Source organism: Hydrogenophaga sp., assembly GCF_051860785.1.
Lineage (GTDB): Bacteria > Pseudomonadota > Gammaproteobacteria > Burkholderiales > Burkholderiaceae_C > Hydrogenophaga.
On record NZ_JBIMLB010000021.1, the window covers coordinates 71131 to 96024 of the forward strand.

The following is a 24894-nucleotide window of genomic DNA, read 5'->3' on the forward strand; positions in this document are numbered from 1 at the left end:
TCACTCCGGGAGCGTGCCAGCAGGGCGTCCCAGCCACTTCTTCGCCATGGCATCGAGCTCGCCGGCCTTCTTGGCAGCGATGATGATCTCGTTGACTTTGGCGCGCAGCGCGTCTTCACCCTTGGCCACACCGATGAAGTTCGGGCTGTCTTTCAGCAGCAGCTTGTATTCGGCACCCAGCGCCGGGTTGCGCTTGATCATGTTGTCGGCCACGGAGACACCGGTGGCAATGAACTGTGTCTGGCCCGACACGAAGGCCGATACCGTGGCGTTGTTGTCCTCGAAGCGCTTGACGTCGGTGTTGGCCGGAGCGACCTTGGTGAGCTCCTGGTCTTCGATCGCGCCGCGCGTGACCGCCACCGACTTGCCGCCCAGGGCATTGAAGTCCGCGAGTGCCGAACCCTTGGGGCCGTACACGGCCTGGAAGAAGGGCGAGTAGGCGGCGGTGAAGTCAATCACCTTCTCGCGCTCGGGGTTCTTGCCCAGCGTGGAGATCACCAGATCGGCCTTCTTGGTCTGCAGGTAGGGGATGCGGTTGGCGCTGGTCACGGGCACCAGTTCGACCTTCACGCCCAGCTTGGTGGCGATCAGGTTGGCCGTGTCCACGTCCAGACCCTGGGGCTTGAGGTCGATGCCCACGAAGCCGTAGGGCGGGAAGTCGGTGGGCACGGCGATCTTGATCAGCTTGGCCTTCATCACGCCGTCCAGCGCGGTCTGGGCCTGGGCCGTGCCCAGGCCGAGCGTGGTGGCCAGGGCCAGGGTGGACATGAGGAAGGCGCGTTTGGTGGTTCTCATAGCAGGGCTCCTAGGTAGGTTTCGGTCGGGGTGGCGGGGTGGTCGGGGTCTGTCTTGCGGGTGCGCTTTTTCGCGGCGGTATGGCTGGCCTCACGCACTGGGGCGAGTGCTTCGCGCAGATCGGCCAGGGGATCGTTGGGCGAGCCGAGCCGCAGCGCGGCCTGCACCTGGCCGATGTGGGTGGCCATCAGTTGTTCGGCGGCCGCCACGTCGCCGCGTTCGAGCGCCGCCACGATGTCCACATGGTCCTGGCACGACTGCACCGCGTCGTGGTTGCTCTGGTAGAGCATGGCGATGAGCGTGGTGCGCGCGGTGAAGTCGCGCAGCGTGTCGGCGAGCAACTGGTTGCCCAGGCACTCGGCCAGGCACACGTGAAAGTCGCCGAGCAGGTAACTGCGCTGGCCCACGTCGTCGCCCTTGAGCGCGGCCTGCTCCTGTTTCAGGTGCTGGCGCAGGCGGCGCAGGGCATTCTTGTCGATGTTGCGGGCGCTGCGGATCAGGCCCGTTTCGATCACGCGGCGGGCTTCGAAGGCGTCGCGTGCTTCATCGTGGGAGGGTTGCACCACGTACCAGCCGCGGCGCGAGCTGACGGTGACGATGCCGCGCGCTGCGAGGCGCACCAGTGCTTCGCGCACCAGCGTGCGGCTGCAGTCGAACAGCATCGACAGGCTTTGCTCACCCAGGCGCGTACCGGGCGCCAGGCGCTGCGCCAGCACGGCTTCGATGATGCGTTGGGTGATGTCGGTGGAACTGACCATGAAAAGACCTCTGGAGTCCTCTCATGCGATTTCCGTGCCACGGCCATACAAGCCTTGTATGCAAGATGAATGCACCTGGCTTGTGCGCAGTCGGGGTGCGCGCGCGCCTGCGCGCACCAAAGCGCGTTGCGCCCGGCGGTGCCGGGCTGCTGTTCTGGTGCGTGCTCAGCGCTGGGCGCTGAGCACGCGGAAATCGTCCTCGTAACCTTTGAGGACGCGCACCGCGTTGGCCCGCTGCTGGGGCGTGGTGCTGTTGTGCAGGCGGGCAAACTGGGCGCAGCCCTGTCGTACCAGCTCGCGCTGGTAGGCGTCATAGCCCGGCGCAGGGGATCGTTTCACGCGCGCATAGTGTTCGCGCACCAGCTGACTCGCGCGCGCGGGGGTGGCCTGCGCATCCTTCAGGGTTTGCAGAAGGTCGGCCTGGCGGCGCAGCCGCTCTTCCTGGGTTCGCTCCGCGTCGAACGGCGAGGACTGAATCAGTTCGCGCAAGAGCGCGCGCTGCTCCCGGCTGAGCGTGCCGTAGAGCATTTCGCTGCGACTGGTGGCGCGATCGAGGCGTTTCTTCAGGCGCTGCTCCGGGTTGCCGCGCAGGAAGTCCTTCTCGAATTCCTCGTTGCTGCGTGCCTGATGACGCTGCAGATGCTCCAGTTGTGCAGGGGTCAGTTGCAGGGCCAGGCGGCTGAAGGGTTCCACGGTCTGGTCTGCCGCGCGTTCGATCCGCTCGCGCACGTCCTCGAACTGGGCGCAGGCCTGCGCCGGCGTCAAGTCTTCGGGGGCCAGCGCCTGCCACTCCCGCAGCCGGCCGGCGTAAATGGGCAGTTCGTTCTGGCGGTGCCACTGAAAGAACTGGTTGAGCGCATCGCGCGCCTGGGTGGATTGCACGTTGTCCAGGTCCACGTACGCGTCCAGCCACCAGTAGGTGATGGTGGGCGCCTGGTTGTAGGCCAGACGGGCGGCGGTGCAGGCCGACAGCGCCACCGCCAGCACCAGCCACGCACCCAGCTGGCCCACCCGGCGGGGGATAATCCGCCGCAGGCGATGGCCGGCATGTGCGCCGCGCAGCCAATCCCCGAAAGAGGTTTTCATGTCGTTCCCAGTGGATGTGGTGGTGATGGCGGCCGGCAAAGGCACGCGCATGAAGAGTCAGCGGCCCAAAGTGTTGCACCGTTTGGGAGGCCGCGCACTCGCTCAGCACGTGATCGACTGCGCGGCGCGGTTATCGGCGCGCTCGGTGGTGGTGATCACGGGCCACGGGGCCGAGCAGGTCGAGGCCGGCCTCGCGACGCCGGTGGCCGCCGGCGACAGCACCGCTCCGCAGTTGCGCTTTGTGCGCCAGGAGCCCCAGCTGGGCACCGGCCACGCGGTGCAGCAGGCCGTGCCGGTCCTGGCCGACGACGGTGTCGTGCTCATCCTCAACGGCGATGTGCCCTTGATCGGCCAGGCCACGCTGGAGGCCCTGCTCCAGGCGTGCGACGGGCAGCATCTGGCGCTGCTCAGTGTGGACACGGGCGGCGACGCCACCGGCTATGGGCGCATCGTGCGCGCCGTGGATGCCGATCGGTCGGTGCACGCGATCGTGGAGCACAAGGACGCCAACGAAGCGCAGCGGCGCATCACCGAGTGGTACAGCGGCGTCATGGCGGCGCCGGCATCCCTGCTCAAACCCTTGCTGGCGGGATTGACCAACGACAACAGCCAGGGCGAGTACTACCTGACGGATGTCGTGAAACATGCGGTGGCGCAGGGCCTGGTGGTGCGCGCCATCACCACGCGCGACGCGGTGGAGGTGGCGGGTGTGAACAGCCCGGTGCAACTCGCCGAGCTCGAACGGGCTTACCAGCGCCGGCTGGCTGACGCCTTGATGGAGCAGGGCGTTCGTCTGGCCGACCCGGCGCGGCTGGACGTGCGCGGTGAACTGCTCTGCGGCCAGGACGTGGAGATCGATGTCAATTGCGTGTTCGAAGGCCGGGTGAAGCTGGGTGAGGGCGTTCGCATCGGTGCGAACTGCGTGATCGCCAACGCTGCCATCGACGCCGGTGCGGTCATCCACCCCTTCACCCACATCGACGGCGAGAAGCTGGGTGTATCGGTGGGGCGCGGCGCGCTGGTGGGACCGTTCGCGCGGCTGCGTCCGGGTGCACAGCTGGGTGCCGACGTGCACATCGGCAACTTCGTCGAGGTCAAGAACTCGACCCTGGCCGATGGCGCCAAGGCCAACCACCTGGCCTATCTGGGCGATGCCACGGTGGGCGAGCGGGTGAACTACGGGGCGGGCAGCATCACGGCGAACTACGACGGGGCCAACAAACACCGCACCGTGATCGAGGCCGACGTGCACGTGGGCAGCAACTGCGTGCTGGTGGCGCCGGTCACCATCGGCGCAGGGGGCACGGTGGGCGCGGGCTCCACCATCAGCAAGAGCACGGCGCCTGGTGTGCTGTCGGTGGCGCGCGGCAAACAGGTGTCTCTGGCGAACTGGCAGCGACCTGAGAAGAAGCGCTGAGAAACTTCAGCCGCCCCTGACGTCGAGCGACTGGCCGTTGAATCGGCTGTTGCCGAAGCCGCTGTGGCCGCTGTACGCAGCGGGGCGACGGCCAATGCCGTTGAGATCCATCAGACGGCTGAGACCCATGACTTCGGAGTCGCGGAAACCAGTCTGCGAATGCTGCTGATCGAACCCGGAGAACTGGCTTTCCAGTTGCTGCAGGGCGCTCTCGCGCGCGTCTTCCTTGGACTTGGGCTTGGGCAGGGCGGCCAGATTGAGTTGCTCGCGGAAGTCGGCGGGTGAGGGCATGCGGTGCAGGCCATTCTTCAGAAACACAAAGCGCACACCAGCGGTCTTGAGGATGCGGTTCTTCATCTTGGCCTGGTGCGTCTTGGCCTTGGCATCGCTCAGGTGGTACTGCTCGATGTCGAAGGCGAAGCTGGGCCGGCCGTCTTCGCCGCAAACCACGAAGTCCACCTTCTGGTGGTTCAGGCGCTCCATGGCACGCTGGCGATCTGCTGCGCGGCGCACCGAGAGCATGTTCTTGAGTGGCACATTGGGCAGCACCACCTGGCCTGGAAAGGTGTCCTGCAAGTAGTCGAGCATGTGCACCTGTTCGATGGTGAGAATGCGCTCGGGCGTGTAGCGGTCATCACGGCCCGACGACCTGCGCTGGGACGATTTCCGGTAGGCCCAGACGCCCAACCCCATCAAGACGATGGCGGCCGCAGCGATGGCGATCCACATGAATTCCATACAAGCTCCTTGAACCTGGCAGCAAGCCTGCCCGGACTCGAGATGTGGAGGTTGTTACAGACTGGCAGGCCCGTCAACACCGGGTAGCCGATTCGAATACCGGAACTGTGCGTTTTGCATCAAAAGCGCTGGCCTTGTGCGGACAAAGGTACACAAATCCATCAGTCCTTTGGCGCCATACCCAGTGGAAGGCGCGGTTCGAACTTTGCGCGTTTGAGGCTGAAAAAGGCCTTGATGTTGCGCACGTTGGCATCGCCAGTGAACAGCCGCTGTGCCAGCGCCAGGTAGCCGGGCATGTCGATGCAATGCACCACCAGCACGAAATCCGGCCCTGGGCTCACGCGGTAGCACTGCTGCACCTCGGCCACCGGGAGCACGCGTGTCTCGAACGCATCGAGGTGCTCGGCGCCCTGGCGCTCCAGCGTGATCTCCACCAGCGCGGTGAGGCCGTGGCCCAGCAACGGGGCCAGCCGGTCGGGGCTGAGCAAGGCCACCTCGCGTTCGATCAATCCCATCTGCCGCAGGCGCTTCACACGGCGCAGGCTGGTTGGCGGCGACAGGTGTGCCAGCTCGGCCAGGGCCTGGTTGCTGCGCGAAGCGTCGGTTTGCAGCAGGTCCAGCAATCGAAGGTCAGCTTCGTCGATTTCTTTTGATTCCATACGCGATGCTTTTATGAAATATTATTCATTCATTGATTTGTGAAGAAATTATCTGCTGAAAATTATGAAATTATGGAGATTAATTTTCAGTGGAGATGATTAGCATCGCCTTCATTCCATTTTGAGGAGCGCGACATGTGCGGCATCGTGGCAGGGGTTTCAGGGCGTGACATCGTGCCCGTGCTGGTTCAGGGGCTGCAACGGCTGGAGTACCGGGGCTACGACTCCTGTGGCGTGGCCGTGCACGACGGAGGCCTGAAGCGGGCGCGCAGCACCGCGCGCGTGGCGGAACTGGCGGTGCAGGTGCAGGCTGAGCACATCGCCAGCGGCACCGGCATCGCCCACACCCGATGGGCGACCCACGGCGCCCCGGCGGTGCACAACGCGCATCCGCACTTCAGCCATGGCCCGGGCGGCAGCACGAGCGCGGGCCGCGTGGCCCTGGTGCACAACGGCATCATCGAAAACCACGACGAGTTGCGTGCCGCTCTGCAAGCCAAAGGGTATGTGTTCGAGAGCCAGACCGACACCGAGGTGATCGCCCACCTGATCGATTCGCTCTACGAAGGCGACGTGTTCGCCGCATTGCAGACGGCGGTGCGCCAGTTGCACGGCGCTTATGCGCTGGCCGTGTTCCACAAGGACGAACCGCACCGCGTCGTGGGCGCGCGCGCGGGGTCACCGCTGGTGCTGGGCGTGGGAAAGGCCGATGGCGAGCACTTCCTGGCCAGCGACGCCATGGCCCTGGCCGGCGTGACGGATCAGATCGTCTACCTGGAAGAGGGCGACCTGGTGGACCTGCAGCTCGGCCGCTATTGGGTGCTCGACGCCGCAGGCCGCTCGCTCGATGCGACGCAGCGGCCGGTGAAGACCGTGCAGGCCCACAGTGGCGCGGCCGAACTCGGCCCCTACCGCCACTACATGCAGAAGGAAATCTTCGAACAGCCACGCGCCATTGGCGACACCCTGGAAGGCGTTGCCGGCATCACGCCAGAACTGTTTGGTGACCGTGCCTACAGCGTGTTCAAGGACATCGACAACGTGCTCATCCTGGCGTGCGGCACCAGCTATTACAGCGGCTGCACCGCCAAGTACTGGCTCGAGGGCATCGCGAAGATCCCGACCCAGGTGGAAGTGGCGAGCGAATACCGTTACCGCACCAGCGTGCCCAACCCGCGCACCCTGGTGGTGACCATCACGCAGAGCGGCGAAACCGCCGATACCCTGGCCGCATTGCGCCACGCCCAGGGCCTGGGCATGAAGCACACGCTGACCATCTGCAACGTGGCCACCTCAGCCATGGTGCGCGAATGCGAGCTGGCCTACATCACGCGCGCCGGGGTGGAGATCGGCGTGGCGTCCACCAAGGCCTTCACCACGCAGCTCGCTGGCCTGTTCCTGCTCACCCTGGTGCTGGCGCAGGCGCGTGGCCACCTGACCGAGGAAGCTGAAGACGAACACCTCAAGGCCATGCGCCACCTGCCCGTGGCACTGCAGGCCGTGCTGGCGCTGGAGCCGCAGGTGATCAGCTGGGCCGAAGATTTCGCCCGCATGGACAACGCGCTCTTCCTGGGCCGTGGCCTGCACTACCCGATTGCGCTGGAAGGCGCCTTGAAGCTCAAGGAAATCAGCTACATCCACGCCGAGGCCTACCCGGCCGGCGAACTCAAGCACGGCCCGCTGGCGCTGGTGACCGGGGCGATGCCGGTGGTGACGGTGGCACCCAACGACGCCCTGCTGGAGAAACTCAAGAGCAACATGCAGGAAGTGCGCGCGCGCGGCGGTGTGCTCTACGTGCTGGCCGATGCCGACACGCGCATCGCGAGCAGCGAAGGCATCCACGTCATTCGCATGCCCGAACACTACGGCGCGCTCAGCCCCTTGCTGCACGTGGTGCCGCTGCAGATGCTGGCGTACCACACGGCCTTGGCGAAAGGCACGGACGTGGACAAGCCGAGGAACCTGGCGAAGAGCGTGACGGTGGAGTGACGCTTCACGACGCCATTGACTAGACGGAATAAAGTTCGTCGGGTCGGAATAAAGTCCGTCGGAGCGGCAACTGACAGGAAGGGCTGATGTGCAGCGGTGGACGTCCAGCGTGTTGTCGTCAACGAGTGCCGCTGGACGTAAAGCGGACCCTCGAGAAGGCCGGTATTGGCGACGATGCGGCGAAGCCTCTCGAAACCCGCTGCGCTCACCCACTCCTACTCGATAACCACGTAGAACGGATCGCTCTGACCTAGTAGAAAGTCATCGGATCTTCGGATCAGGAAGGCTTCCACCATATGGACGCCGCGGTACGACAACTGCTCCCACCGTACCGATGGCTCATCCGAGCAGTAGTAATCGCCACGGAGCGCGTTTGCACGTCGCGCGACTTCATCCGTGTTGGTCACGCGCCATTCGATCTTGTAAGTCGCTGGGAAAGGAAGCCCGAGATTGTTGCTGGCGTTAAAGCGGACCCAGCATCCGGACTGCGTGGGCGCAAGCGAGGCAAGCGAGTGGACCTTCTGCCCATAGCGGGATGTCCACAGCTGCGCACCAACATTCACGGTCAGCCGCGAGCCTGCAGCTGATCGCCATCGCGGACGGCGCATGTGCGGCAGACGATCAAAGCCAATGGGCAGAGCCGAGCGGCCGATCTTCTTCACCAATGCCACCAGATCGGCCACGCCAGCTGACATTGGGCTTCCCCGGACAACGGACAGCGCAGCTTCACTGACCTTGCCAGCCTTCTCGACGGCCTCCTGAACGGCAAAGTCCTCACCGAAGACACGCTGCCACTTTCCGATGCTTTCCTCTCTGTCTGGCTCATCGTAGGCGTCATCGATCCAGCCACGGTACAGATTGATCTTCGCTCGAAAGTTCGAATATTTGGTGTCGTCCCAGGCGGTGCTTTGGATCTCCTCGAACAATACAGGATTGCGCACCGTGGGCTTGCTTGGGTTGGCCTGCAACCAGTCATCGAGCCGACCAATCAGCGTCTTGAGAGTCGTGGGAACATCCACGAAACCCGCAGCCCCTTTGTCAGAGGCGTACACATGCTTGCCAAGTAGGGTCGTCAGGAGGAACGAGGGGCTGGTGAAGTTCGTCTTGATATCTCTGAGGTACTTCAGCAGCCGGGTGGCCTTGCGGAAGTTGTTGTTGCCGCAGATGCTGTTGCGCTCGATCAGCCAGTCCGTGTAGTCGAGCGGGTTGGACTTCTCGAAGAGATTGGTATCACGATTGCAAACCTCCCAGACACCGGTGTGAAGACGCTCCTTCACACAAGGCGCCACGTCAATCTTGCGCTCGCCGGCGTACTCAATGGTGATGCAATGCGAGTGGCGTCTGATCTTGTCCTTGTACAGACCGAGCTTGCCCATATCCGCATAAAGCTCGTTGATGTAGTCCTTCGGTTCCCAGCCCGCGACCGGCTTCACGTAAACCAGCAGATCCGCATCGAATGGATCTCCAGGCAGGGGCCTGATGATGGTCTTGTGAGCCCAGGAGCCTTGCGCGGCGAAGCCGACGATGGAAGGCTTCCAGTCCAGCCCTCGCACCGCCGTTTTGATGGCTTCGATACTGCTTTCGAGCTGATCGAAGCGCGTGCTGTTGAGGTTGACGGTGTCGTTCAGGAAGGCGTTGAAGTCTTGGACCAGTTTCATTCTTCTACCCGTCTTTAGTGCACGTTGCCGGACGCGCGCAGTTCTCGCACCCAGTGGTCCGCGCCAGCGTTCATCCGCTCTTCCATCTGTCTGCGCAACAGGCTGTAGACCCAGTCGAAGATCAATGGACTGGAGGCGCGGTGGTTGAAGATGGCATCTTGCAGCTCGCGCGACCGCATGCTGATCTCCTGTTCCGCCGCGCCACTGCGGGAGCGGTCCCAGAGCTTCTTTACTTCATCGTTCAGACGGTCCAGCAACTCAATGGTCGCCGCCTGTCGATTGCCTTCTCTGAGCGCCCAGATCATCACCGGCGTCATCGGGGCCAGCGTCGATAGCACGAAGGTCGTCATGGTGTGGTCGATTGCAAGCGACGCGAATCCAGCCACGGCGATGAGCACCACGCAGCCGGTCAAGAGAACGCGCCTGTAGCGCTTGCGTAAAGCGCTGTCGTACCAGAGATTGGTGCGCTGGCACACCAGCCTTGCCAAATGGAGCGGCAGTTCCTTGACAGCGAGCGGGTACCAATTGATCAACCGTTGCTCGTCTTTGTCGCTGAGCTTCTTGCATGCGTCGGCAAAGACATCTTCGGGGTCGATCCGGCTGCCAACCAAAAAGGCGTTCCAGTCCATTTCCAATACCGTGCAGTCGAAATCCTCCTGCAGCTTGGCCGCGTTCTTGAGCTGCGCACGGTGCCAGCGATCAAGAAGCAGAACCTCCAGGAAGCTGAACATCAGGGCGGCGAATGCGATGAACGGCTTCGACGGGAGGAGCAGCGCTGACACGATCAGACCGACGATCGGGAAAACGAGCGAGATCACGAGGCCCGCAGCCTGGACATTCTTGGCCCGCCGGTAAATTAGTGTCCTGGCACGCAGCAAGTTGAGCATTCGCGGCTCCACCTGCCTTTTATCGATTTCATTCATGTTGCCCTCTGATCCTCGCATCATTGCTCTTCTCCTGCGGCCTCGGTCATCGATGTCTCAAGCCCAACGCTTCCTGCGTTGCTGCGGATGCTCACCGCCGCCGGCCCACACTCCTGTGGTCAACCAGTCCTCGAAATGCCACAGCCACTCTGCGGTCCAGGCGATGTAAGTGTCGAGCAACTTCATCTGTGGCAGCCACTCGCGCTGCTTCGGCCACCATAGACACAGCTTGGTGCCGGGGCCGTCGTTGGGGTAGATGTGCGGCAGCGCGGCTTCGTCAACCAGGGTGGTCAGGTCAGGACTCAAGACGAACATTTCCGGTGGGCGCGAATCGGGTGTCAGGCGCAGCTCGCACTCGTAGACGCGACCGAACTCGCTCGGCGCCAGACGGAATCGATAGCGCAAGGCGCGGCCCGACAGAAATATCAGCCTGGCGCCATCGAGAGGCAGGGCCCGCAGTTCCATGGCTCGCTGGGCCAAGGTCGATACGGGCGGGGCCGGGTACGGTGTCATCAACGGCCGAAATATGTATGGGGCCGTGCTGCGACGTTGACCGGAGCGGCTGCCGCCGACGAGATCAGCGTCACACGGCCCGCGACACGGCTGCTTTGCCGACGCTGGCTCTGGTCCTGCTGGATGGCACCCGCGCAACGTGGTCCGAATGCGTCCTCCAGCGCCGTGATCAGCACATCCATTCCCTCATGATTCTCGATCGCTTGGAGGATGCGCTTCAGATCCTCGATGAGGCGACGATGCCACGAGAAAAACGCCTCCTGCCGCGCAGACGAATTCATGCTGGCCGCCAGGTTGTCTCGCGGGGCGGACGGGTTAGGCAAGACCCATTCTTCGGAACCATCGGACCGGGGAATCCGCCCGAAATGCAGCGGCATCCGCTCCACGATATCGAGCAGCAATTCCAGGGGACTCTCGTGCGGCTGAGGTGCCTCCACCGCATACGCCATTGCGGCCAACGTCGTTAGGAATACAGATGGGGGCGCCATGTCCGGGCTGCCTTGCGCAATGCCGAAAGCCATATTGCGATGCAGCTTCAGCAGTTGCACCAGTCGGCACAGCAGCCGGTCGAATACCTCTTGCGCGTCGGGTAACGGCGTTACATCCGCGCGCGTCACCGAATCCATCCCCTCCGAAAAGCTCAGTGCCGCTGTGAAATTTGGAGAGATCGCGGCCGCGAGATCGAAATGTTTCGCGTACCCGCGTGGATTCGTGGAATCGAAGAGCCGCAGTTCCCGATCAGGGATCAGGCCGTGCGTGTCGCCGAACGGCGCGGCCAGCAGTGGGGAATCAATAACCGGCGCGATGTCGGCGCACATGCCTTCAGCGTACTCCAGTGTCGCGCAACGCTCCCAGCGACGCAGCCGAAGCCCGTGTGCATCTGCGTAGCGGGACAAGGCGCGATGCAAACGGTCGAGCAGCAGGGCCGGCCCTTGCTCGCCCTCGTATTGGCCACGTGCGCCCGACGCCATGCGCGCGATCAAATCGATGTCGAAGCCCTCCCGAGTCCCATCCCGGGGCCGCACGATCGTGCCCAACTGCCGAGAACCATGGGCGTGGATCTGAATCAGGTCGCCTCGGAATTCCGGGCATGCCGAAAGGAACTCGCCGGTGCTGTTGTATGAGCGCTCCAGCGCCATCAACTGGGTGGAAGTGGGCTCGTGGGCCCGGGCGATGACATCCACCAAGTGGAAAAAGCGCGCCGACGAGCGCATGGAGATGCGAGGGCGCTGAGCGAGAGTCACAGGTTCGCGGTTCACAGGAGCTCCTTGAAATTCTTGTCGATGACTGCCGGTTTCACCTGGACTCACCCAAGCTCAGCGTTTGTGCTTGGTGGGGTCCACCAGCTTGTAGCCTTGGCCTGGCCGCGGCGTCGGCGGCAGCGGCTTGCCCTTCACGCCGGTTACTTCATTGCCGGTGCCCGGGTTCTGGTACTGGCCGGATTTCGGTGCCGGCGTACCGGGCTTCAACGTCTTGCTCATGGTCGTCCCCTTTCAGGATCGGTTGGTTGATTGCGATATTCCGGTTCTTGACCTCTTCCCCCTGGCCGCGTTACCAACTCGGGGTTGCGCAAAAAGTTCGGAACTATCACAATAAAAATTGTGGACTTCAGAACTCCTGAAGTCAAGTACTTTTTTTATTGGGAATCCGAACAAGCATGCCAACACTGGGTGAGAAAGTCCGCGCACTGCGGAAGAAAGCAGGATTGACGTTGGAACAGTTCGCCGAACAGATCGGTGCGTCAAAGTCATCCGTATGGGAATTGGAAAACAAGGAAAAGGCCCGCCCGTCCGCAGATCGGATCAATGAGGTGGCGAAGGTCCTAGGCGTGACGCCCGAATTCCTGATGAATGACGACGTCGCCGAGCCCTCGATCGACGTGGCCGACGAAGCCTTCTTCCGCAAGTACCAGTCTCTGGACAACGGAGTAAAGCAGCAGTTGCAGGAGATCCTCAGCGTCCTCGATAAGAAGGCGGGCCCTTGATCGAGGCGCTTTCTCCAGTACGCGAAGCAATCAAGATGGCGCAGCTATGGCGCGCCGTCCATGGCCTCACGTTTCCACTCAACGCGGGAGCGCTGGCGCAGGAATGGTCCAGAAACGTGGTGCCCGAGGCCCCCATTGGCGAGTTGCATGGCCAAGAGCTGAAAGGTTTCGAAGGGGGGTTGTTCTGGCTGAAGGAGAGAAAGGTCTGGGCGCTGCTGTACCACCCGCACCCCGATCTGCCAGGTCGATCCAACTTCACTGTTGCGCACGAGTTCGGGCACTACGTCCTGCACCGCAAATTGCAGGATGCGTTTCAATGCTCTCAGAGCGCGACACTGGGCATCACTGGTGCCAGGATCGAGCGCGAGGCAGACCAGTTCGCGTCGTACCTGCTTATGCCTATCGACGACTACACCCAGCAGGTGCGTGGGCGTCGGATCACCCTGGATCTGCTGGGCGAGTGCGCAGACCGTTACGGCGTCTCTCTCACGGCAGCGATTCTCAAGTGGTTGGAGTTCACTGATCAGGCCGCCGTTGCAGTCATGGGACGGGAAGGAATGCTGCACTGGTGGAAGGCCAGTAGCAGTGCGAAGAAATACACGTTTGGAACGCTGCAGGAGGGTATGGAACTACCTTCGGGCTCGATCGCTGTGAGCCCGGACCAAGCGCTTTCAACTGCGGACTATCGATCGGGCGTGGAGCACCCTGAAGGCGTCTGGCCCATCAGGTTGCCTGTGCGCGAGATGGTCGTGCTCTCTGACCGGTATGACATGTCTATTTCGCTGTTGATACTCGAAGCACCTGGAGTGGAGCATCCAGATGCACCAGACGAAGACATGACGACCAACTTGCCTTCGTTCTGATTCTCGACGCCAGCAGATCGGGTGTTCGTGTAGAGCGAATTTTGAAGCTTGCGCGCGAAAGGGGAGTCGCTCAGGACCTCTATGCGGAGAAATGCTTGGTTTCGAAACGGCTTCGCAGTCTTGCTAAGCAGCGCAACTTTGCTGCACACAATGCGCCGATGGCGCATGTGTTTGAAAGCATCGATACAGGCCAACTCGAAATCCGGTTTGAAGTTCGGGGCGTGAACAATAGCGAGCGCTTGGTCACCCAGGATGCACTGCAGGCTTGGTTCAAGGACGCCGTAGCCCTTGAAAATGATCTGGCGTTGCTTGCTGGGTGCATTTCCAAGCCCACTTCTGAGTAGCGGCATTTGTGTCCAGGGGTGGGCCAAACCAAGCGAGCATCTGCGTCAGCAGACTGGATGCGGTCGTTCGTAGTCGGCGCCGCAGCGAATAGGTTCCGCAGGAGCGGACACCAGCGACGTAGCCCGTGAGGCACCGATCCCTGGCGCGTCTGCCCTGACGAGCGCATGAATACTGTCCGACCTAAACTATGACGTGATTTTGCACATAGCAGGCCGAAAGTCGCGTTTCAAGCCGAGCCGCCGACGTGTGTGGCCAAATACCTGAAGGAAAGCACCCGAAATGACTCAAGCCAAACTGCGGACTTCAGCACATGCTCGCGGAACCAAAAGGCGCCGAGGCTAGCGTTTGGAGCGCTCTCTTCGAGCTTGATAATCGGAGGTGCCTGTCCAGCCGGGAGTGCCGACACGCGAAACCAGCTTGCAGTGTCCTTCACGACCGTCAGGCACGGGGGCAACCAATTCAGTCGGAAGGTGTTCAGAAGGATGACGAACGAAGCGTTCTCGCGCGTGAAGATCGATGCCCAGCTCCGCGACCACGGCTGGGAGATCACGAATACGAACGCTGTGCGCTTCGAGTACGTGTTGCCCGACCGCACCAAGGCCGACTACGTGCTGTGCGACCGCAACGGCCGGTCGCTGGCCGTCGTCGAAGCTAAGAAGGCGGCCATCAACCCGGCCGAAGCTGAAGACCAGGCCAAGGCCTACGCCGCCCAGCTCAAGGTCCCCTACATCTTCCTGGCTAACGGTAACGAGATCCGATTTTGGGAGTGGCAGACTGAGGCCTTCCCGCGCCTGGTCAAGACCTTCTTCTCCCAAAGCGATCTGGAGCGCCGGGCTGCCACCTCCCAAGTGAAGCGCAACGTGCTGTCGGTCGAGATCGACAAGCACATCGTCGAGCGCGAATATCAGACCGATTGCATTGACGCGCTGTGCCGAGAGATCCAGGCCGGCCGCCGCAAGCTCCTGGTCGAGATGGCCACCGGCACCGGCAAGACCCGCACGGCCGCCGCTTTCATCAAGCGCCTGTTCGAGGCCGGCGCGATCACCCGCGTCCTCTTCCTCGTCGACCGCATCCCGCTAGCCAAGCAAACCGAAGACGCCTTTGCCGAACACCTGAGCGACTTTCCGGCCTACGTGCTGCGCGCCGGGCGCCGCTTCCAGGACGAGAAGCGCATCACCATCACCACGCTGCAGAGCATGGTGAACATCTATCACGAGTATTCGGCCGGCTACTTCGACTTGGTGATCTCGGACGAGTGCCACCGCTCGATCTACGGCAAGTGGAGCGGCGTGCTCAAGCACTTCGACGGCGTGCAGGTGGGCCTAACGGCCACCCCGTGCATTGCCGACCCCTCGACCTTCAACGACGAGGACGACCGGCTCGCCATCCGCGACACCCTGCGCTTCTTTGAGGTCGACCGGCCGACCTTCAGCTACAAGATGAAGGACGCCATCCGCGAGGGCTACCTCGTGCCGTACCAGATCTACAAGGCCAAAACCGTCAAGACGGCGGCCGAAGGCGGATTCGAGGTCGCGCGCGACGAGCTCGACTGGTCGGCGATGGACGTCACCACCCAGGCCGAGCTGGAAGAGATGTTCGATGGTGCCAAGACCATCACCATCGACCCGGCGGCCCTCGAACGCAAGATCACCATCCCGGAGCGCAACCGCGCCATGGTGCGTGAGTTTCGCCAGGTGATGGATAACGGCTACCTCGACGCCAAGGGCGTGCTGCGCAAGCCGCTGTTCGGCAAGGTCATCGTCTTCGCCGTCACCAAGCGCCATGCCGAGACCCTGGCCAACATGTTCGACCAGGCCTTTGCCGACAAGAAGACCTCACCCGAGGTGCGCTATGCCGACTACGTTGTCTCCGGCATGGGTGACGACGACACGGTTGACGGCATGACCAAGATCAAGCGCTTCAAGAAGGAGACCTTCCCCCAGATCCTGGTCTCGGTGAACATGCTCGACACCGGCTTCGACTGCCCGGAGGTCGTTAGCCTGGTCTTCGCGCGCTTCACCCGCTCGACCATCCTGTACCAGCAGATGCGCGGCCGTGGCACGCGCAAGGCCAAGGGCAAGCCGGTCTTCACGATGTTCGACTTCGTCGGCGTCACCGACTTCCATGGTGACGACGAAGCATCAGGTGAGGGCGGCCTCGTCATGGAGCGCAAGCCCCGGCCGCACAGCGAACCCCGCAAGCTGCTGTCCCTGGATGTCGACGACCACATCGACCCCAACACTCGTGCCTGGGTGACGGTGGACGAAGACGGCAACCTGGTCTTTCCCGAAGCGAACGAACTGCAGCAGGAACAGGTCGGCGCCCGCTTCGAGGCCTGGATACTGGCCCGCGAAGAGGAATTCACGCCCGACCAAGAGCGCTGGCTGCGCACTGTCGGCAGCCAGCTCCGCGCCAACGCCGACACCTGGGACGAGTTCACCGCTGGGCACTTCGCCTTTCCGCCCTTCACGCTGATGGGCGGCATGCCCGAGGCGATGCGCGTGTTCGGCGGTGCCGAGGCCCTCAACGACATCCTCGAATCGCTCAGCGCCGCCGTGTTCGGCGACGCGGACCCATCTCAATCCGATCCGGGCGTGCAGCCGCGCGCGCCGTCCTGAACCCGCAAGACAAGAGACCCCTCGATGCCTTTGACCCCAGACATGCGGCGTGATGTCGACGCGATCCGTAACTACCTGTTCGGCGGCGGCTACCCCGACCCGGTCAGCAACGCCGAGCAGCTGGCCTTCCTGTTCTTCTTCTACCTGGTCGAGGGCATCGACGCTGAGAACCAGGCGCGCGCCAAGGTCCTTAAGCAGCCCTACACCAGCATGTTCGACGGCCTCTGGACGCTGAAAAATCCGCTCAACGCGCCCACCACGGGCGAGACCACCATCCCGAAAGACCGCTTCCGCTGGTCGATCTGGGCGACGGGCCTGTCGGGCGAACCGCTGGTGCGCTTCCTGCGCGATGAGGTGTTCCCGTTCTTCACCGAGGTGGCGGGCGGCTCGGCCGTCAATTTCATGCACGGCGCGCGGCTGGTCATCGACGAGCCCACCGTGCTGACCCAGGTCGTGACTCTGGTCGATGGCCTGCGCCTGGACCGTTCTGACGCTGACACCAAGGGCGATCTCTTCGAGCATGTGCTCCGGCAGATCAAGCAGGCCGGCGAGCTGGGCCAGTTCCGTACGCCCCGGCACATCATCCGCACCATCGTCGAGATCGTAGACCCCAAGGTCGGCGAGACCGTCTATGACCCGGCCGCCGGCACCGCGGGCTTCCTCGTGGCCGCCTACAACCACATGCGCCTGGCCAACTCGTCACCGGGCGCCATCCAGCACGTCGAGTTCGACGGCAAGATCCACACGCGCGGCCTAGGCGACAAGCTGTCCAGCGCGCAGCTTTCTGCCATCCAGAACAAGACATTCTTCGGCAACGACGTGGACCCGAAGATGATCCGCCTGGCCACGATGAACCTGACGCTGCGCGGCCTGCCCAACGTGCGTGTGCTGCTGCGCAACGTGCTGACCACCAGCTTCGACAACGAACGCAAGGCCGAGCTGGGCCTGCCTACGGAGGGCTACCACGTTGTGCTGGCCAACCCGCCGTTCTCTGGGCGCGTGGACAAGGACCGCATCGTTGACGACGTGAAGATCGGCACCAGCACGGCGACCGAACTGCTGTTCATGAAGTACATGATGGACAGCCTGCGCCCAGGCGGGCGCTGCGGCGTCATCGTGCCCGAGGGCGTGCTCTTCGGCTCCACCGGCGCACACAAAGAACTGCGGAGACAGCTCCTCGAAAACAACCGCGTCGAGGCGGTGATGAGCCTGCCCGGCGGCGTCTTCCAGCCCTACTCGGGCGTGAAGACCTCGGTGCTGTTCTTCCGCCGTGGCGGCAAGACCGAGAACGTCATGTTCCTGCACGCCGACAACGACGGCTACAAGATGGACGCCAACCACGACACGCCGGTCGAGGCTGACGACATGCCTGGCCTGGCTGCGGCCTTTCGTGACCGCGAGTCCAGGCTCAAGGCCTGGAGCGAGCGCGACCCCAAGACCGAATGGGCTGCGCCCTGGTGGTTCGCCGACGCCACCGCGCTGCGAGCCAACGACTTCAACCTATCGGCCAGCCGCTACCGGCCGATGAGCCAGGTGCAAGCCGCGCACCAGGACCCGCGCGAGCTGCTGGCCGAGCTGGCTGCAATCGAGGTCGAGATCGCCGAAGAAGTTGAGGCGTTGCGCACGGCGCTCAGCGAGGCTCCATGAGTGTTCAACTTGTGCGACTTGGTGACTGGTGCGCTCAAGATCGGCAGTCTGTAAGGCCCGGCGAAGCGGCAGATCTCCGCTACATCGGACTTGAGACCGTTGAATCGAATACAGGGCGGTTGCTCGACGGCGCGCTATCGAAGACCCCAGAGGAACCGCAAGCCAACAGCTTCAGCTTCGGACCCGAACACGTCCTGTATGGGAAGCTGAGGCCATACCTCAATAAGGTTGTGTTGCCAGACTTCCTTGGCAAATGCTCAACGGAGCTAGTGCCCCTTCGGCCAGCCGATGGTCTGGATCGCAGCTACCTAGCTTACTTCCTGCGATCGCCGCGAACAGTCGAGCGCATCTCTGCGCGAACGGCCGGAGCGCGGATGCCGCGCGCCGACATGGGCTTTGTTCTGGGGTTGCAGATACCGCTGCCGGCGATGGGCGAGCAACTTCGCATCGTCGATCAGCTCTCCCGCGCCGAAGGCATCGTGCGCCTGCGCTGCCAAGCGCAGCAGAAGGCCGCTGAACTGATCCCCGCAATCTTCGTGGACATGTTCGGCGACCCGGTGACGAACCCGAAGGGCTGGCCTGTGTTCCCCCTGAGCGCGGTCTCCGAGGTGATCTCGGGCGTCGCCAAGGGTCGCGATCTGGCCGCCGATGAAAGCGTCGAGCTGCCCTACATGCGCGTCGCCAACGTCAAGGACGGCCGCCTTGACCTGAATGAAGTGAAGACGATCCTCATCAAGAAGACAGAGGTCGAGAAGCTCCGCATCGTGCCCGGTGATCTGCTGATGACGGAGGGCGGCGACCCCGACAAGTTGGGGCGAGCAGCGCTCTGGTGCGGCGAGATCAACTTGTGCGTCCATCAGAACCACATCTTCAAGGTCCGCAGCCACAGGGATCGCCTGGTCCCCGAGTACCTGCGCTCCCTGGTCGGCAGCGCGTACGGGAAGGCGTACTTCCTCAGCGTGGCAAAGAAGACCACAGGCATTGCGTCCATCAACAAGACGCAGCTCAGCGCGTTCCCGGTTCTGCTTCCGCCGTTGGCCGCGCAAGAGAGCTTCAGGCGGCAAGTCGAGGCCGTCGAGGGGGTCGGCGCGCTGCAGGATGCTGCGGCTAAGAAGGCCGAAGCAACGTTCCGATCGCTGCTGGCGAGAGCGTTCACGGAAACAGACCTGCAAGTGAATCGTGAGATGGAAGAGGCGCTCGGATGATCCCCGACTACCAAACCCTCATGCGTCCCGTTCTGGCCTGCGCTGTGGCTGGCGAGACCCGGATCGGCGATGCCGTCGAGCACCTGGCCAACCAGCTGGGCCTGACTCCTGACGAGTGCGCTGAGCTGCTACCCAGCGGTAAGCAATCCCGGTTCGCGAATCGAGTGAACTGGGCCAAGGCCTACTTGGCCAAGGCCGGCTTGGTCGAAAACACGCGGCGCGGCTACTTCCGCATCACGCAGCGCGGCCAGGCCGCACTGGCGGATGTCACGGCCACAATCAACAATGCCTACCTCGACCAGTTCAAGGAGTTCCAGGACTTCAAAGCCAAGGTCAACGAGGCCGACGGTGCCAACGCCGCGACGACAGCGCAGGCGTCAGCACCTTTCAGTGCCCAGGTTGGCACCGAGACCCCGGACGAGGCCCTGCGCAAGGCCCACAGTGCCATCACCGGGGCCCTGGCCACCGACCTGCTGGACCGCGTGCGCAAGGCCACGCCGGCCTTCTTCGAGAAACTGATCGTTGAGCTGCTGCTGGCCATGGGCTACGGCGGCACATCAGAAGAGGCCGGCCGTGCGCTGGGCCAGAGCGGTGACGACGGCGTCGACGGGGTCATAGACCAAGACCCGCTCGGCGTGGACCAGATCTTCGTCCAGGCCAAGCGCTACGCAGAAGGCAACAACATCGGCGCCGGCGCGATCCGCGACTTCTACGGCGCCCTGAGCCTGAAGAAGGCCCACAAGGGCATCTTCGTCACGACCTCGGCCTTCAGCCAGCCCGCGGTCGACACTGCGCGCGGGCTCGGCTCACGGATCGTTCTGATCGATGGCCTGCAGCTCTCACGGCTGATGATTCGCTACAACGTGGGCTGCCGCGATGAGGATGTGCTGCACCTCAAAAAGGTGGACGAGGACTTCTTTGAGGCTTAAGGCAACTTGCGTCGACAGTGGCACCAATCGTTTGGCGACCACGTGTTTCCGGGCAGATGGCTGCTTTAGCCTCTCATCGGGTCATCAACGAGGCAACTCGAGTGACGGGAAACGCTGCCAAGCGGGTCATGAAGTATGTAGAGCAGCACAGCCGTATTTACCGCGTCTCAAGTTCCGTGAGCCTGTCTACCAGAGAACCCCTCAAGCCTATCGCGAAGTTGTTCGACTGCCCTTGATCGCCGCTGCTGTGCATTTGTCAGCCTCTGCGTTGCGTGGTTCCCACGATTTGCAAAGTTGAATGCTTGACCTGAATCCTCCAGCCACTGCCGATCATTTCGATACAGCCAAGCGTAAGTTGCAGGCGCCACTCTTCTTGCAGCTTTAGTAGCAAGGCCATTTTCACCTTGGCGCAGTCCATTCCAGCCATTTCGCGCCTTAGCAAGGCGGAGGTCAAATCGAGACTGGTGCCACTGTACCTGGAGACCGGGGGTGGTTCGGAGAACACGGGTGATCGTTTCTATCGACAGCTGTAGCTCTGTTGCCATATCGCTTTTTTCGTGACCTAGTTGGAGACGGGTCACGATCGTCTCGCGTATTTCGTGGGTGAGCTTTTGGGGACGGTGAGGGGCCTCAGTTCCTTGCGCACTCGCCCACGCTGTGAATGTGCTGTACGAGACGCCGGCTTGTTGGGCAGCGCGGGACATGCTGATCTTTCCGGCGCATGCCTCGGACAGAATCGTTCCCTGCCAAGCATGGGGGCCATTTGTGGTGGGGGTGCGGGTGGGGGTGGGATCGGGTTGCACTTCCTCGCTCGGTGCTGATTGGTCATACGACGCCATGAGTGCATGTAGATCCTTGAACCAGACCGAACACCAGAGCAGCCAGCGCAGTGGGTGCGTCACCGAACGTCCAGAAAGCGCCCGCAGCAACTGGCCCTTGAGGAGATCTTTGTCCGCTAGGTGCTGCATCTCAGGTAGCGCCAACTGGCGTTTAGAAAGCAGATCAAGCGAGGGTTCGATGTCCCGCCATCGAATCTGTCCGGACTGGCTGGCCAAGTTCAGATCGATCAGCCGACGCCGCAAAGCGAGGCCGAGGCCCACTGGGTCATGGAACGTGCTGTGTTCTAGTTGAACCAGCTCCTCACCCATGGAAGCCAATTTGGTCAGCCAGCGCATCGAATCTCTATCTTTGGCGTTCAGTGAAACTGCACTGGGGATCGATTCGGAGGAGGGACTCGGCAGCACCCAAGCGAACCGCGCTCGTTGATCCAGCTTGTATGGAGAAATTCTCAAAGGCACATGGTGTGTAGTGCAGATCCAGGTTCCTGGCAGCTGGTGAACCCTGTGCCAATAAGCCCAGCCGTGGCGCTCCTGATCAACGGCTATGCAGCGAGGACAAGACTTCAGCGGGTGGGCCGCCCCGAGCCCACTGGTGAGCAGTCCAAGCTGGTATTTAAGGCTCCCGATGCTTGGCCCTCGCATGGCCTCGTGGGCGAGGGCTGCAAGCCTCGGCGATCGGAAGGGCAGGTAAAACGGGAGCAAGGTGCGTTGGTTGATGATCGAGACGGCATCTCCTATCGCACCACCGCTCCGGGTCACCAAAGCGTCCAGTCTGGCGGGGAGATCGTGTGCGGTGCCGATTCTTCGGTCTCCGAATAACTGCAGACAGGTTGCTGCGTCGCGTCCATTCGCAGACAGCCGGTGGTACCGGCTGCACCAGCTGAACAGTGTCTCGTCCCCAAACGGACGTAGCCGAAAAACGAACCCTGGAATTTCAGTTTGGTTGTTCACGGGACGCACCTTCTGCGGGGCCTTGAGGGACTGGCCGACGTGCTTTCGGTGAGGTGCTCCGGAGGAGCTGATCTCCTCGCAGCAATGCCTCAGCGGTGACAGGAACGGTTCGGGCCCTTTTTGCCTTCGGCGTTGGGGAGGGGACAGAGTCTTCAGCAGCTACGGCTGAAGCCCGGAGCTGTTTGAGCGCCGCTCGGGCCGCGACGCTCAGCGTGCTTTGAATAAGCGCCTCGGGAGTCGATACGGCTGGTGGTGATGCTTGAGTCGCCGGAGTTCGTGGAGGAGCAGCAGGGCGTCTCCATGCGGGAGGATCCAGATCCTCGAATGGACACACCAGGTCGGGACGGCTTTCCTCCATCGTGCGGGATACCGCCAGCGACGCCAAGGCCTCCACATTTCGCCGGGATATGCTAAAGCTACGGCCGCGGTAGGCCCGTCGCACGTCCTGCATCGTGACATCGAAACGACCTTGGTCGCGGACGTCTCTGTACGCTGCGACAAGCAACTCCCGAAGCAACCGATACAGGCCCCCGGTGTAGCGATGGAGCTCCTCTCCATCCCGGGACGAATCGAGTAAGAATATTGAGGGCGAGACCTTCAGCAGCTCGTCGATGACATCACGCCACACAGGGTCCTCGACCGTCGGTGGATTCAGAACCATAGGGCGTGCGAGCAGTCGATCTGTCTCTTCATGCGCGCGCTTTTTCAGCTTGTTCACCAGCGAGTAGTTGGCGATGTAAACCATCGGTACCCCCAAATTGGCAAACGTCATGATCAGTTGTGACGTTTGTGTGCTGGCAGTGCTGCTCTGGGTGAAAAACTGCATCTCGTCGACCGCCAGCATGCAGGTCGCAGTGGCCCCAAACCAATCGCGAAGGTGTGTCTTGAGAAACGGCAGGGAGTACACCGAATTGCTGGATGCAATCACTGGGTTGGAAAGTGATTTGAGGATGCTGGCGACACTGGGTTTCCCGCTGATCGTGGCCAGCTTCGCGGGATGTATGGACAGCACCTGACCCGCCGCCGCGAAACTGGTGCCGTTCGCGGGCTGAAGCACACGCACCAGTGCCTTGATCAGCGATGACTTGCTGACGCCGGCGAGTCCGCATAGGCAGATCAGCGACTCAGACGCAGCTTCCTCAGTCGGCGTGGCGCTTCGCAACCGGTTATACGCATTGAGAGTGGGGAACTGGTCTTGAGCGAACGTCTTGGCAATCTGCAAGAGCCGTCCAAGCAGATCCAGATGGTCCTTGCCCGGCACGAACACCTCCTTCCAGGCATCTTCAAGTGCTTTGCCAGCTTGCTCTGATGGCATCGATGAAAGACCAGTGATTTCCCGGCAGGGCGCGTACGCCAGGGTGCGAATCGACTCGTCAGTCTCAAGTCCCTCGAACCACGACAGCCAGTTACTGGTCGGGTCTGCGCTCATCATTTACGACCTTCAGTGAACTGCATGTGCGGCACGGTCTGCTGCCGATCCGCAATCGATGCCTTCTTCCCGCGCTTCGAGCGCCCAGGCTTGTTGGTCGCCTGGTCGAATTTCTCACCAGTGGCGCTCTGGAGTCGCATTTCGAAGTCGGCATGGACGGCCTGGCGGTGTTGCCGGTGTTCGCGTTTGCCATCCCGCCGAATCTGCTGGATTTTCTCCAACTCGACGACCGACACGTAAAGCTGGCCATCGCCATCGCGGATCGAAAGCTGAGCGTCCACTTCGATCAACTGGTGGCCCAGATCCACCCATATGTGCCTGACACACACATCCAGGGCGTAGCCCCGAAGCTTGAACCGTCCGGTGTCGTGCGCCGCTTGGAGCACACCCGATTCGGTCAATGCTTTCGAGGCGAACCGTGCGTCCCGAAAGTACACAGCGTCATCCTGTACCGTTACTTCGATCGGCGTGAGGTAGGCCCTGACGGCCTCTTCAAACCTCATGTTCATCGCGTGGCTGCGGCCCAGGCTATCAAGGTGGTTCCAAATCGCCACAGGATTGGGAAGCACACCGGCGATCAATGAGCGGTGATTTAACCGATCAGAAACATCGGTTGCGTTGTTGTCGCGAACGGCACGAAGAATCTCTTGCTGAGCAAGCTGGGGAATCGTTTTTTGGGTTTCTTTGTAGGTCGGGCTCCCCTCATTCTTAACGGCCTTTGGGTGCAGAGTCTCCACCGTGGCCTTGGATTGCCCTGAATAGCTGGGTGCGCCTTCCTTGATGATGAATTGGAATGCCTCCTCTTTCCCGTCCGCCTTGGAAGTGCTGCCAGGTCCGCGGTCGTTGATCACGTGGGGAGATACTCCTCGACTTGGCCAGTCTTGCGGCGTCAACTCCAAGCCAAATAGCTGCGCGAACTTGACCTTGTCGATCGCGGCGCAGAATAACGCCATGCGGTAGGCCGATGCTTTTTCGGCGCCCACCGAGAAACCTACCCCGGCAATGATTCCGGAGGCAGTGCACCGAATCCGCACGGTCAGTAGGGGAGGCAGATGACTGCCGGGCAGGTAGCCCTTGCACACTTCTTCGCATTGATATCCATCTTGTTCCGTCCGCTCCATCAGGCTGCTGACCGATTCGGTGAAACGTCCCAATGAATGGGCCAGGTGGTTCCTCACTCTGGCTTGGCCGAGCTTGTGAATCTGCCGCTCCTTGAGGGAGAACGCTTGGCCGATTCGATAGTTAAATTGGTCTTCGCTCGGGAAAGGGAGTCCTGCTGGATGGATGAATTTCATATTTCCCGACGGGCCCCTTTGGGGCACGCAACCAAAAATTTCTACAACTGTGCGACGGTAGATGGTGTTGAGATGCACACCCGATCGACTGAATTTCCGGTAGCCTTCAACGATTCGATCCTGCATCTCCTGGCTGGTACATCCATGGCCATGCTGGGCACCTTGCTGTACCGAGGTGCGCATTCCACTGATGGCGGACAGTGATTCCATTCCCATCGCGGACAGCGTTCCAGACGATGGCGGACACGCTGCG

22 protein-coding genes and 1 pseudogene are annotated in these 24894 nt (G+C 62.2%); 9 read left to right on the top strand and 14 right to left on the bottom strand.

Annotated features, from left to right (window positions below):
• The 3 genes from ACTIF6_RS21945 to ACTIF6_RS21955 form a co-directional block, all read right to left on the bottom strand.
• Window positions 1-768: a transporter substrate-binding domain-containing protein gene (locus ACTIF6_RS21945; RefSeq protein ID WP_439589968.1), complete on the bottom strand. Its 768-nt coding sequence runs from the start codon at window positions 766-768 to the stop codon at window positions 1-3.
• A 23-nt stretch (window positions 769-791) separates the two neighbouring features.
• A complete protein-coding gene (locus ACTIF6_RS21950; protein WP_439589949.1) occupies window positions 792-1553 on the bottom strand; it encodes a GntR family transcriptional regulator in 762 nt (253 codons plus the stop codon).
• Between the two features lie 165 nt (window positions 1554-1718).
• Window positions 1719-2639 (bottom strand): DUF6279 family lipoprotein, encoded by a 921-nt coding sequence (locus ACTIF6_RS21955; protein WP_439589950.1) that lies wholly within the window; start codon window positions 2637-2639, stop codon window positions 1719-1721.
• Between ACTIF6_RS21955 and glmU the strand changes: the two genes are divergently transcribed.
• Window positions 2638-4056, top strand: a complete 1419-nt coding sequence (gene glmU / locus ACTIF6_RS21960) for a bifunctional UDP-N-acetylglucosamine diphosphorylase/glucosamine-1-phosphate N-acetyltransferase GlmU (RefSeq protein ID WP_439589951.1) — start codon at window positions 2638-2640, stop codon at window positions 4054-4056. The two genes, ACTIF6_RS21955 and glmU, sit on opposite strands and share 2 nt — an antisense overlap.
• Window positions 4057-4062: 6 nt before the next feature.
• On the opposite strand, the gene ACTIF6_RS21965 is transcribed toward glmU, so the two are convergent.
• Together ACTIF6_RS21965 and ACTIF6_RS21970 are read right to left on the bottom strand one after the other, a co-directional pair.
• Window positions 4063-4794, bottom strand: a complete 732-nt coding sequence (locus ACTIF6_RS21965) for a DUF2726 domain-containing protein (protein ID WP_439589952.1) — start codon at window positions 4792-4794, stop codon at window positions 4063-4065.
• A 161-nt stretch (window positions 4795-4955) separates the two neighbouring features.
• Window positions 4956-5453, bottom strand: a complete 498-nt coding sequence (locus tag ACTIF6_RS21970; RefSeq protein WP_439589953.1) for an Lrp/AsnC family transcriptional regulator — start codon at window positions 5451-5453, stop codon at window positions 4956-4958.
• Window positions 5454-5588: 135 nt separating this feature from the next.
• Between ACTIF6_RS21970 and glmS the strand changes: the two genes are divergently transcribed.
• Window positions 5589-7442, top strand: a complete 1854-nt coding sequence (gene glmS, locus ACTIF6_RS21975) for a glutamine--fructose-6-phosphate transaminase (isomerizing) (protein ID WP_439589954.1) — start codon at window positions 5589-5591, stop codon at window positions 7440-7442.
• A 215-nt stretch (window positions 7443-7657) separates the two neighbouring features.
• Here glmS and ACTIF6_RS21980 read toward each other — a convergent pair whose 3' ends face one another.
• The 5 genes from ACTIF6_RS21980 to ACTIF6_RS22000 are packed head-to-tail and all read right to left on the bottom strand — an operon-like array spanning window position 7658 to window position 12017.
• Complete coding sequence (locus ACTIF6_RS21980) at window positions 7658-9100, bottom strand: SMODS domain-containing nucleotidyltransferase (protein WP_439589955.1); 1443 nt, start codon at window positions 9098-9100, stop codon at window positions 7658-7660.
• Between the two features lie 14 nt (window positions 9101-9114).
• The gene (locus ACTIF6_RS21985; protein ID WP_439589956.1) at window positions 9115-10023 is read right to left on the bottom strand and encodes an S-4TM family putative pore-forming effector; all 909 of its coding nucleotides are present in this window, start codon (window positions 10021-10023) and stop codon (window positions 9115-9117) included.
• A 57-nt stretch (window positions 10024-10080) separates the two neighbouring features.
• Window positions 10081-10488, bottom strand: coding sequence for a hypothetical protein (locus ACTIF6_RS21990; protein WP_439589957.1), 408 nt, complete (start codon window positions 10486-10488; stop codon window positions 10081-10083).
• A 47-nt stretch (window positions 10489-10535) separates the two neighbouring features.
• Window positions 10536-11795, bottom strand: a complete 1260-nt coding sequence (locus ACTIF6_RS21995; RefSeq protein ID WP_439589958.1) for a nucleotidyltransferase domain-containing protein — start codon at window positions 11793-11795, stop codon at window positions 10536-10538.
• A gap of 57 nt (window positions 11796-11852) precedes the next feature.
• Window positions 11853-12017 carry a hypothetical protein gene (locus ACTIF6_RS22000; RefSeq protein ID WP_171019920.1) on the bottom strand — a complete coding sequence of 55 codons (165 nt, stop codon included), beginning with the start codon at window positions 12015-12017 and terminating at the stop codon, window positions 11853-11855.
• 176 nt (window positions 12018-12193) lie between these two features.
• Here ACTIF6_RS22000 and ACTIF6_RS22005 point away from each other — a divergent pair, with 176 nt between their 5' ends.
• From ACTIF6_RS22005 to ACTIF6_RS22035, 7 genes are all read left to right on the top strand, one after another.
• The gene (locus tag ACTIF6_RS22005) at window positions 12194-12520 is read left to right on the top strand and encodes a helix-turn-helix domain-containing protein (RefSeq protein ID WP_137918368.1); all 327 of its coding nucleotides are present in this window, start codon (window positions 12194-12196) and stop codon (window positions 12518-12520) included.
• Window positions 12517-13383, top strand: a complete 867-nt coding sequence (locus ACTIF6_RS22010) for an ImmA/IrrE family metallo-endopeptidase (RefSeq protein WP_439589959.1) — start codon at window positions 12517-12519, stop codon at window positions 13381-13383. Before ACTIF6_RS22005 ends, ACTIF6_RS22010 begins: the two co-directional genes overlap by 4 nt.
• A 41-nt stretch (window positions 13384-13424) precedes the next feature.
• Window positions 13425-13727: a hypothetical protein gene (locus ACTIF6_RS22015; protein ID WP_439589960.1), complete on the top strand. Its 303-nt coding sequence runs from the start codon at window positions 13425-13427 to the stop codon at window positions 13725-13727.
• A 483-nt stretch (window positions 13728-14210) separates the two neighbouring features.
• Entirely contained in the window at window positions 14211-16346 is a 2136-nt protein-coding gene (locus tag ACTIF6_RS22020; RefSeq protein ID WP_439589961.1) for a DEAD/DEAH box helicase family protein, read from the top strand.
• A gap of 24 nt (window positions 16347-16370) precedes the next feature.
• Window positions 16371-17993: an HsdM family class I SAM-dependent methyltransferase gene (locus tag ACTIF6_RS22025; protein ID WP_439589962.1), complete on the top strand. Its 1623-nt coding sequence runs from the start codon at window positions 16371-16373 to the stop codon at window positions 17991-17993.
• 374 nt (window positions 17994-18367) lie between these two features.
• On the top strand, window positions 18368-19198 hold the full coding sequence (locus ACTIF6_RS22030; RefSeq protein ID WP_439589963.1) for a hypothetical protein: 831 nt from the start codon (window positions 18368-18370) through the stop codon (window positions 19196-19198).
• On the top strand, window positions 19195-20127 hold the full coding sequence (locus ACTIF6_RS22035; RefSeq protein ID WP_439589964.1) for a restriction endonuclease: 933 nt from the start codon (window positions 19195-19197) through the stop codon (window positions 20125-20127). Before ACTIF6_RS22030 ends, ACTIF6_RS22035 begins: the two co-directional genes overlap by 4 nt.
• A 167-nt stretch (window positions 20128-20294) precedes the next feature.
• Here ACTIF6_RS22035 and ACTIF6_RS22040 read toward each other — a convergent pair whose 3' ends face one another.
• The 4 genes and pseudogenes from ACTIF6_RS22040 to ACTIF6_RS22055 all read right to left on the bottom strand — a co-directional run.
• The gene (locus ACTIF6_RS22040; RefSeq protein ID WP_439589969.1) at window positions 20295-21302 is read right to left on the bottom strand and encodes a TnsD family Tn7-like transposition protein; all 1008 of its coding nucleotides are present in this window, start codon (window positions 21300-21302) and stop codon (window positions 20295-20297) included.
• A gap of 126 nt (window positions 21303-21428) precedes the next feature.
• Window positions 21429-21926, bottom strand: a pseudogene (locus ACTIF6_RS22045) (TniQ family protein); the annotation flags it as partial.
• Entirely contained in the window at window positions 21901-23349 is a 1449-nt protein-coding gene (locus ACTIF6_RS22050) for a hypothetical protein (RefSeq protein ID WP_439589965.1), read from the bottom strand. The gene ACTIF6_RS22050 and the pseudogene ACTIF6_RS22045, both read right to left, overlap by 26 nt.
• Window positions 23346-24894: hypothetical protein (locus ACTIF6_RS22055; protein ID WP_439589966.1), on the bottom strand; the 1549-nt coding region annotated here is incomplete at its 5' end. The genes ACTIF6_RS22055 and ACTIF6_RS22050, both read right to left, overlap by 4 nt.

What these genes read in the sequence shown, in the direction of transcription:
- ACTIF6_RS21945 (WP_439589968.1), bottom strand. Translation starts at nt 768, where the DNA reads ATGTCCACCCTGGCCCTGGCCACCACGCTCGGCCTGGGCACGGCCCAG.
- ACTIF6_RS21950 (WP_439589949.1), bottom strand. Translation starts at nt 1,553, where the DNA reads ATGGTCAGTTCCACCGACATCACCCAACGCATCATCGAAGCCGTGCTG.
- glmU (WP_439589951.1), top strand. Translation starts at nt 2,638, where the DNA reads ATGTCGTTCCCAGTGGATGTGGTGGTGATGGCGGCCGGCAAAGGCACG.
- ACTIF6_RS21955 (WP_439589950.1), bottom strand. Translation starts at nt 2,639, where the DNA reads ATGAAAACCTCTTTCGGGGATTGGCTGCGCGGCGCACATGCCGGCCAT.
- ACTIF6_RS21965 (WP_439589952.1), bottom strand. Translation starts at nt 4,794, where the DNA reads ATGGAATTCATGTGGATCGCCATCGCTGCGGCCGCCATCGTCTTGATG.
- ACTIF6_RS21970 (WP_439589953.1), bottom strand. Translation starts at nt 5,453, where the DNA reads ATGGAATCAAAAGAAATCGACGAAGCTGACCTTCGATTGCTGGACCTG.
- glmS (WP_439589954.1), top strand. Translation starts at nt 5,589, where the DNA reads ATGTGCGGCATCGTGGCAGGGGTTTCAGGGCGTGACATCGTGCCCGTG.
- ACTIF6_RS21980 (WP_439589955.1), bottom strand. Translation starts at nt 9,100, where the DNA reads ATGAAACTGGTCCAAGACTTCAACGCCTTCCTGAACGACACCGTCAAC.
- ACTIF6_RS21985 (WP_439589956.1), bottom strand. Translation starts at nt 10,023, where the DNA reads ATGAATGAAATCGATAAAAGGCAGGTGGAGCCGCGAATGCTCAACTTG.
- ACTIF6_RS21990 (WP_439589957.1), bottom strand. Translation starts at nt 10,488, where the DNA reads ATGGAACTGCGGGCCCTGCCTCTCGATGGCGCCAGGCTGATATTTCTG.
- ACTIF6_RS22000 (WP_171019920.1), bottom strand. Translation starts at nt 12,017, where the DNA reads ATGAGCAAGACGTTGAAGCCCGGTACGCCGGCACCGAAATCCGGCCAG.
- ACTIF6_RS22005 (WP_137918368.1), top strand. Translation starts at nt 12,194, where the DNA reads ATGCCAACACTGGGTGAGAAAGTCCGCGCACTGCGGAAGAAAGCAGGA.
- ACTIF6_RS22020 (WP_439589961.1), top strand. Translation starts at nt 14,211, where the DNA reads ATGACGAACGAAGCGTTCTCGCGCGTGAAGATCGATGCCCAGCTCCGC.
- ACTIF6_RS22025 (WP_439589962.1), top strand. Translation starts at nt 16,371, where the DNA reads ATGCCTTTGACCCCAGACATGCGGCGTGATGTCGACGCGATCCGTAAC.
- ACTIF6_RS22030 (WP_439589963.1), top strand. Translation starts at nt 18,368, where the DNA reads ATGCCGCGCGCCGACATGGGCTTTGTTCTGGGGTTGCAGATACCGCTG.
- ACTIF6_RS22035 (WP_439589964.1), top strand. Translation starts at nt 19,195, where the DNA reads ATGATCCCCGACTACCAAACCCTCATGCGTCCCGTTCTGGCCTGCGCT.
- ACTIF6_RS22040 (WP_439589969.1), bottom strand. Translation starts at nt 21,302, where the DNA reads ATGCGCTGGCTGACCAAATTGGCTTCCATGGGTGAGGAGCTGGTTCAA.
- ACTIF6_RS22050 (WP_439589965.1), bottom strand. Translation starts at nt 23,349, where the DNA reads ATGATGAGCGCAGACCCGACCAGTAACTGGCTGTCGTGGTTCGAGGGA.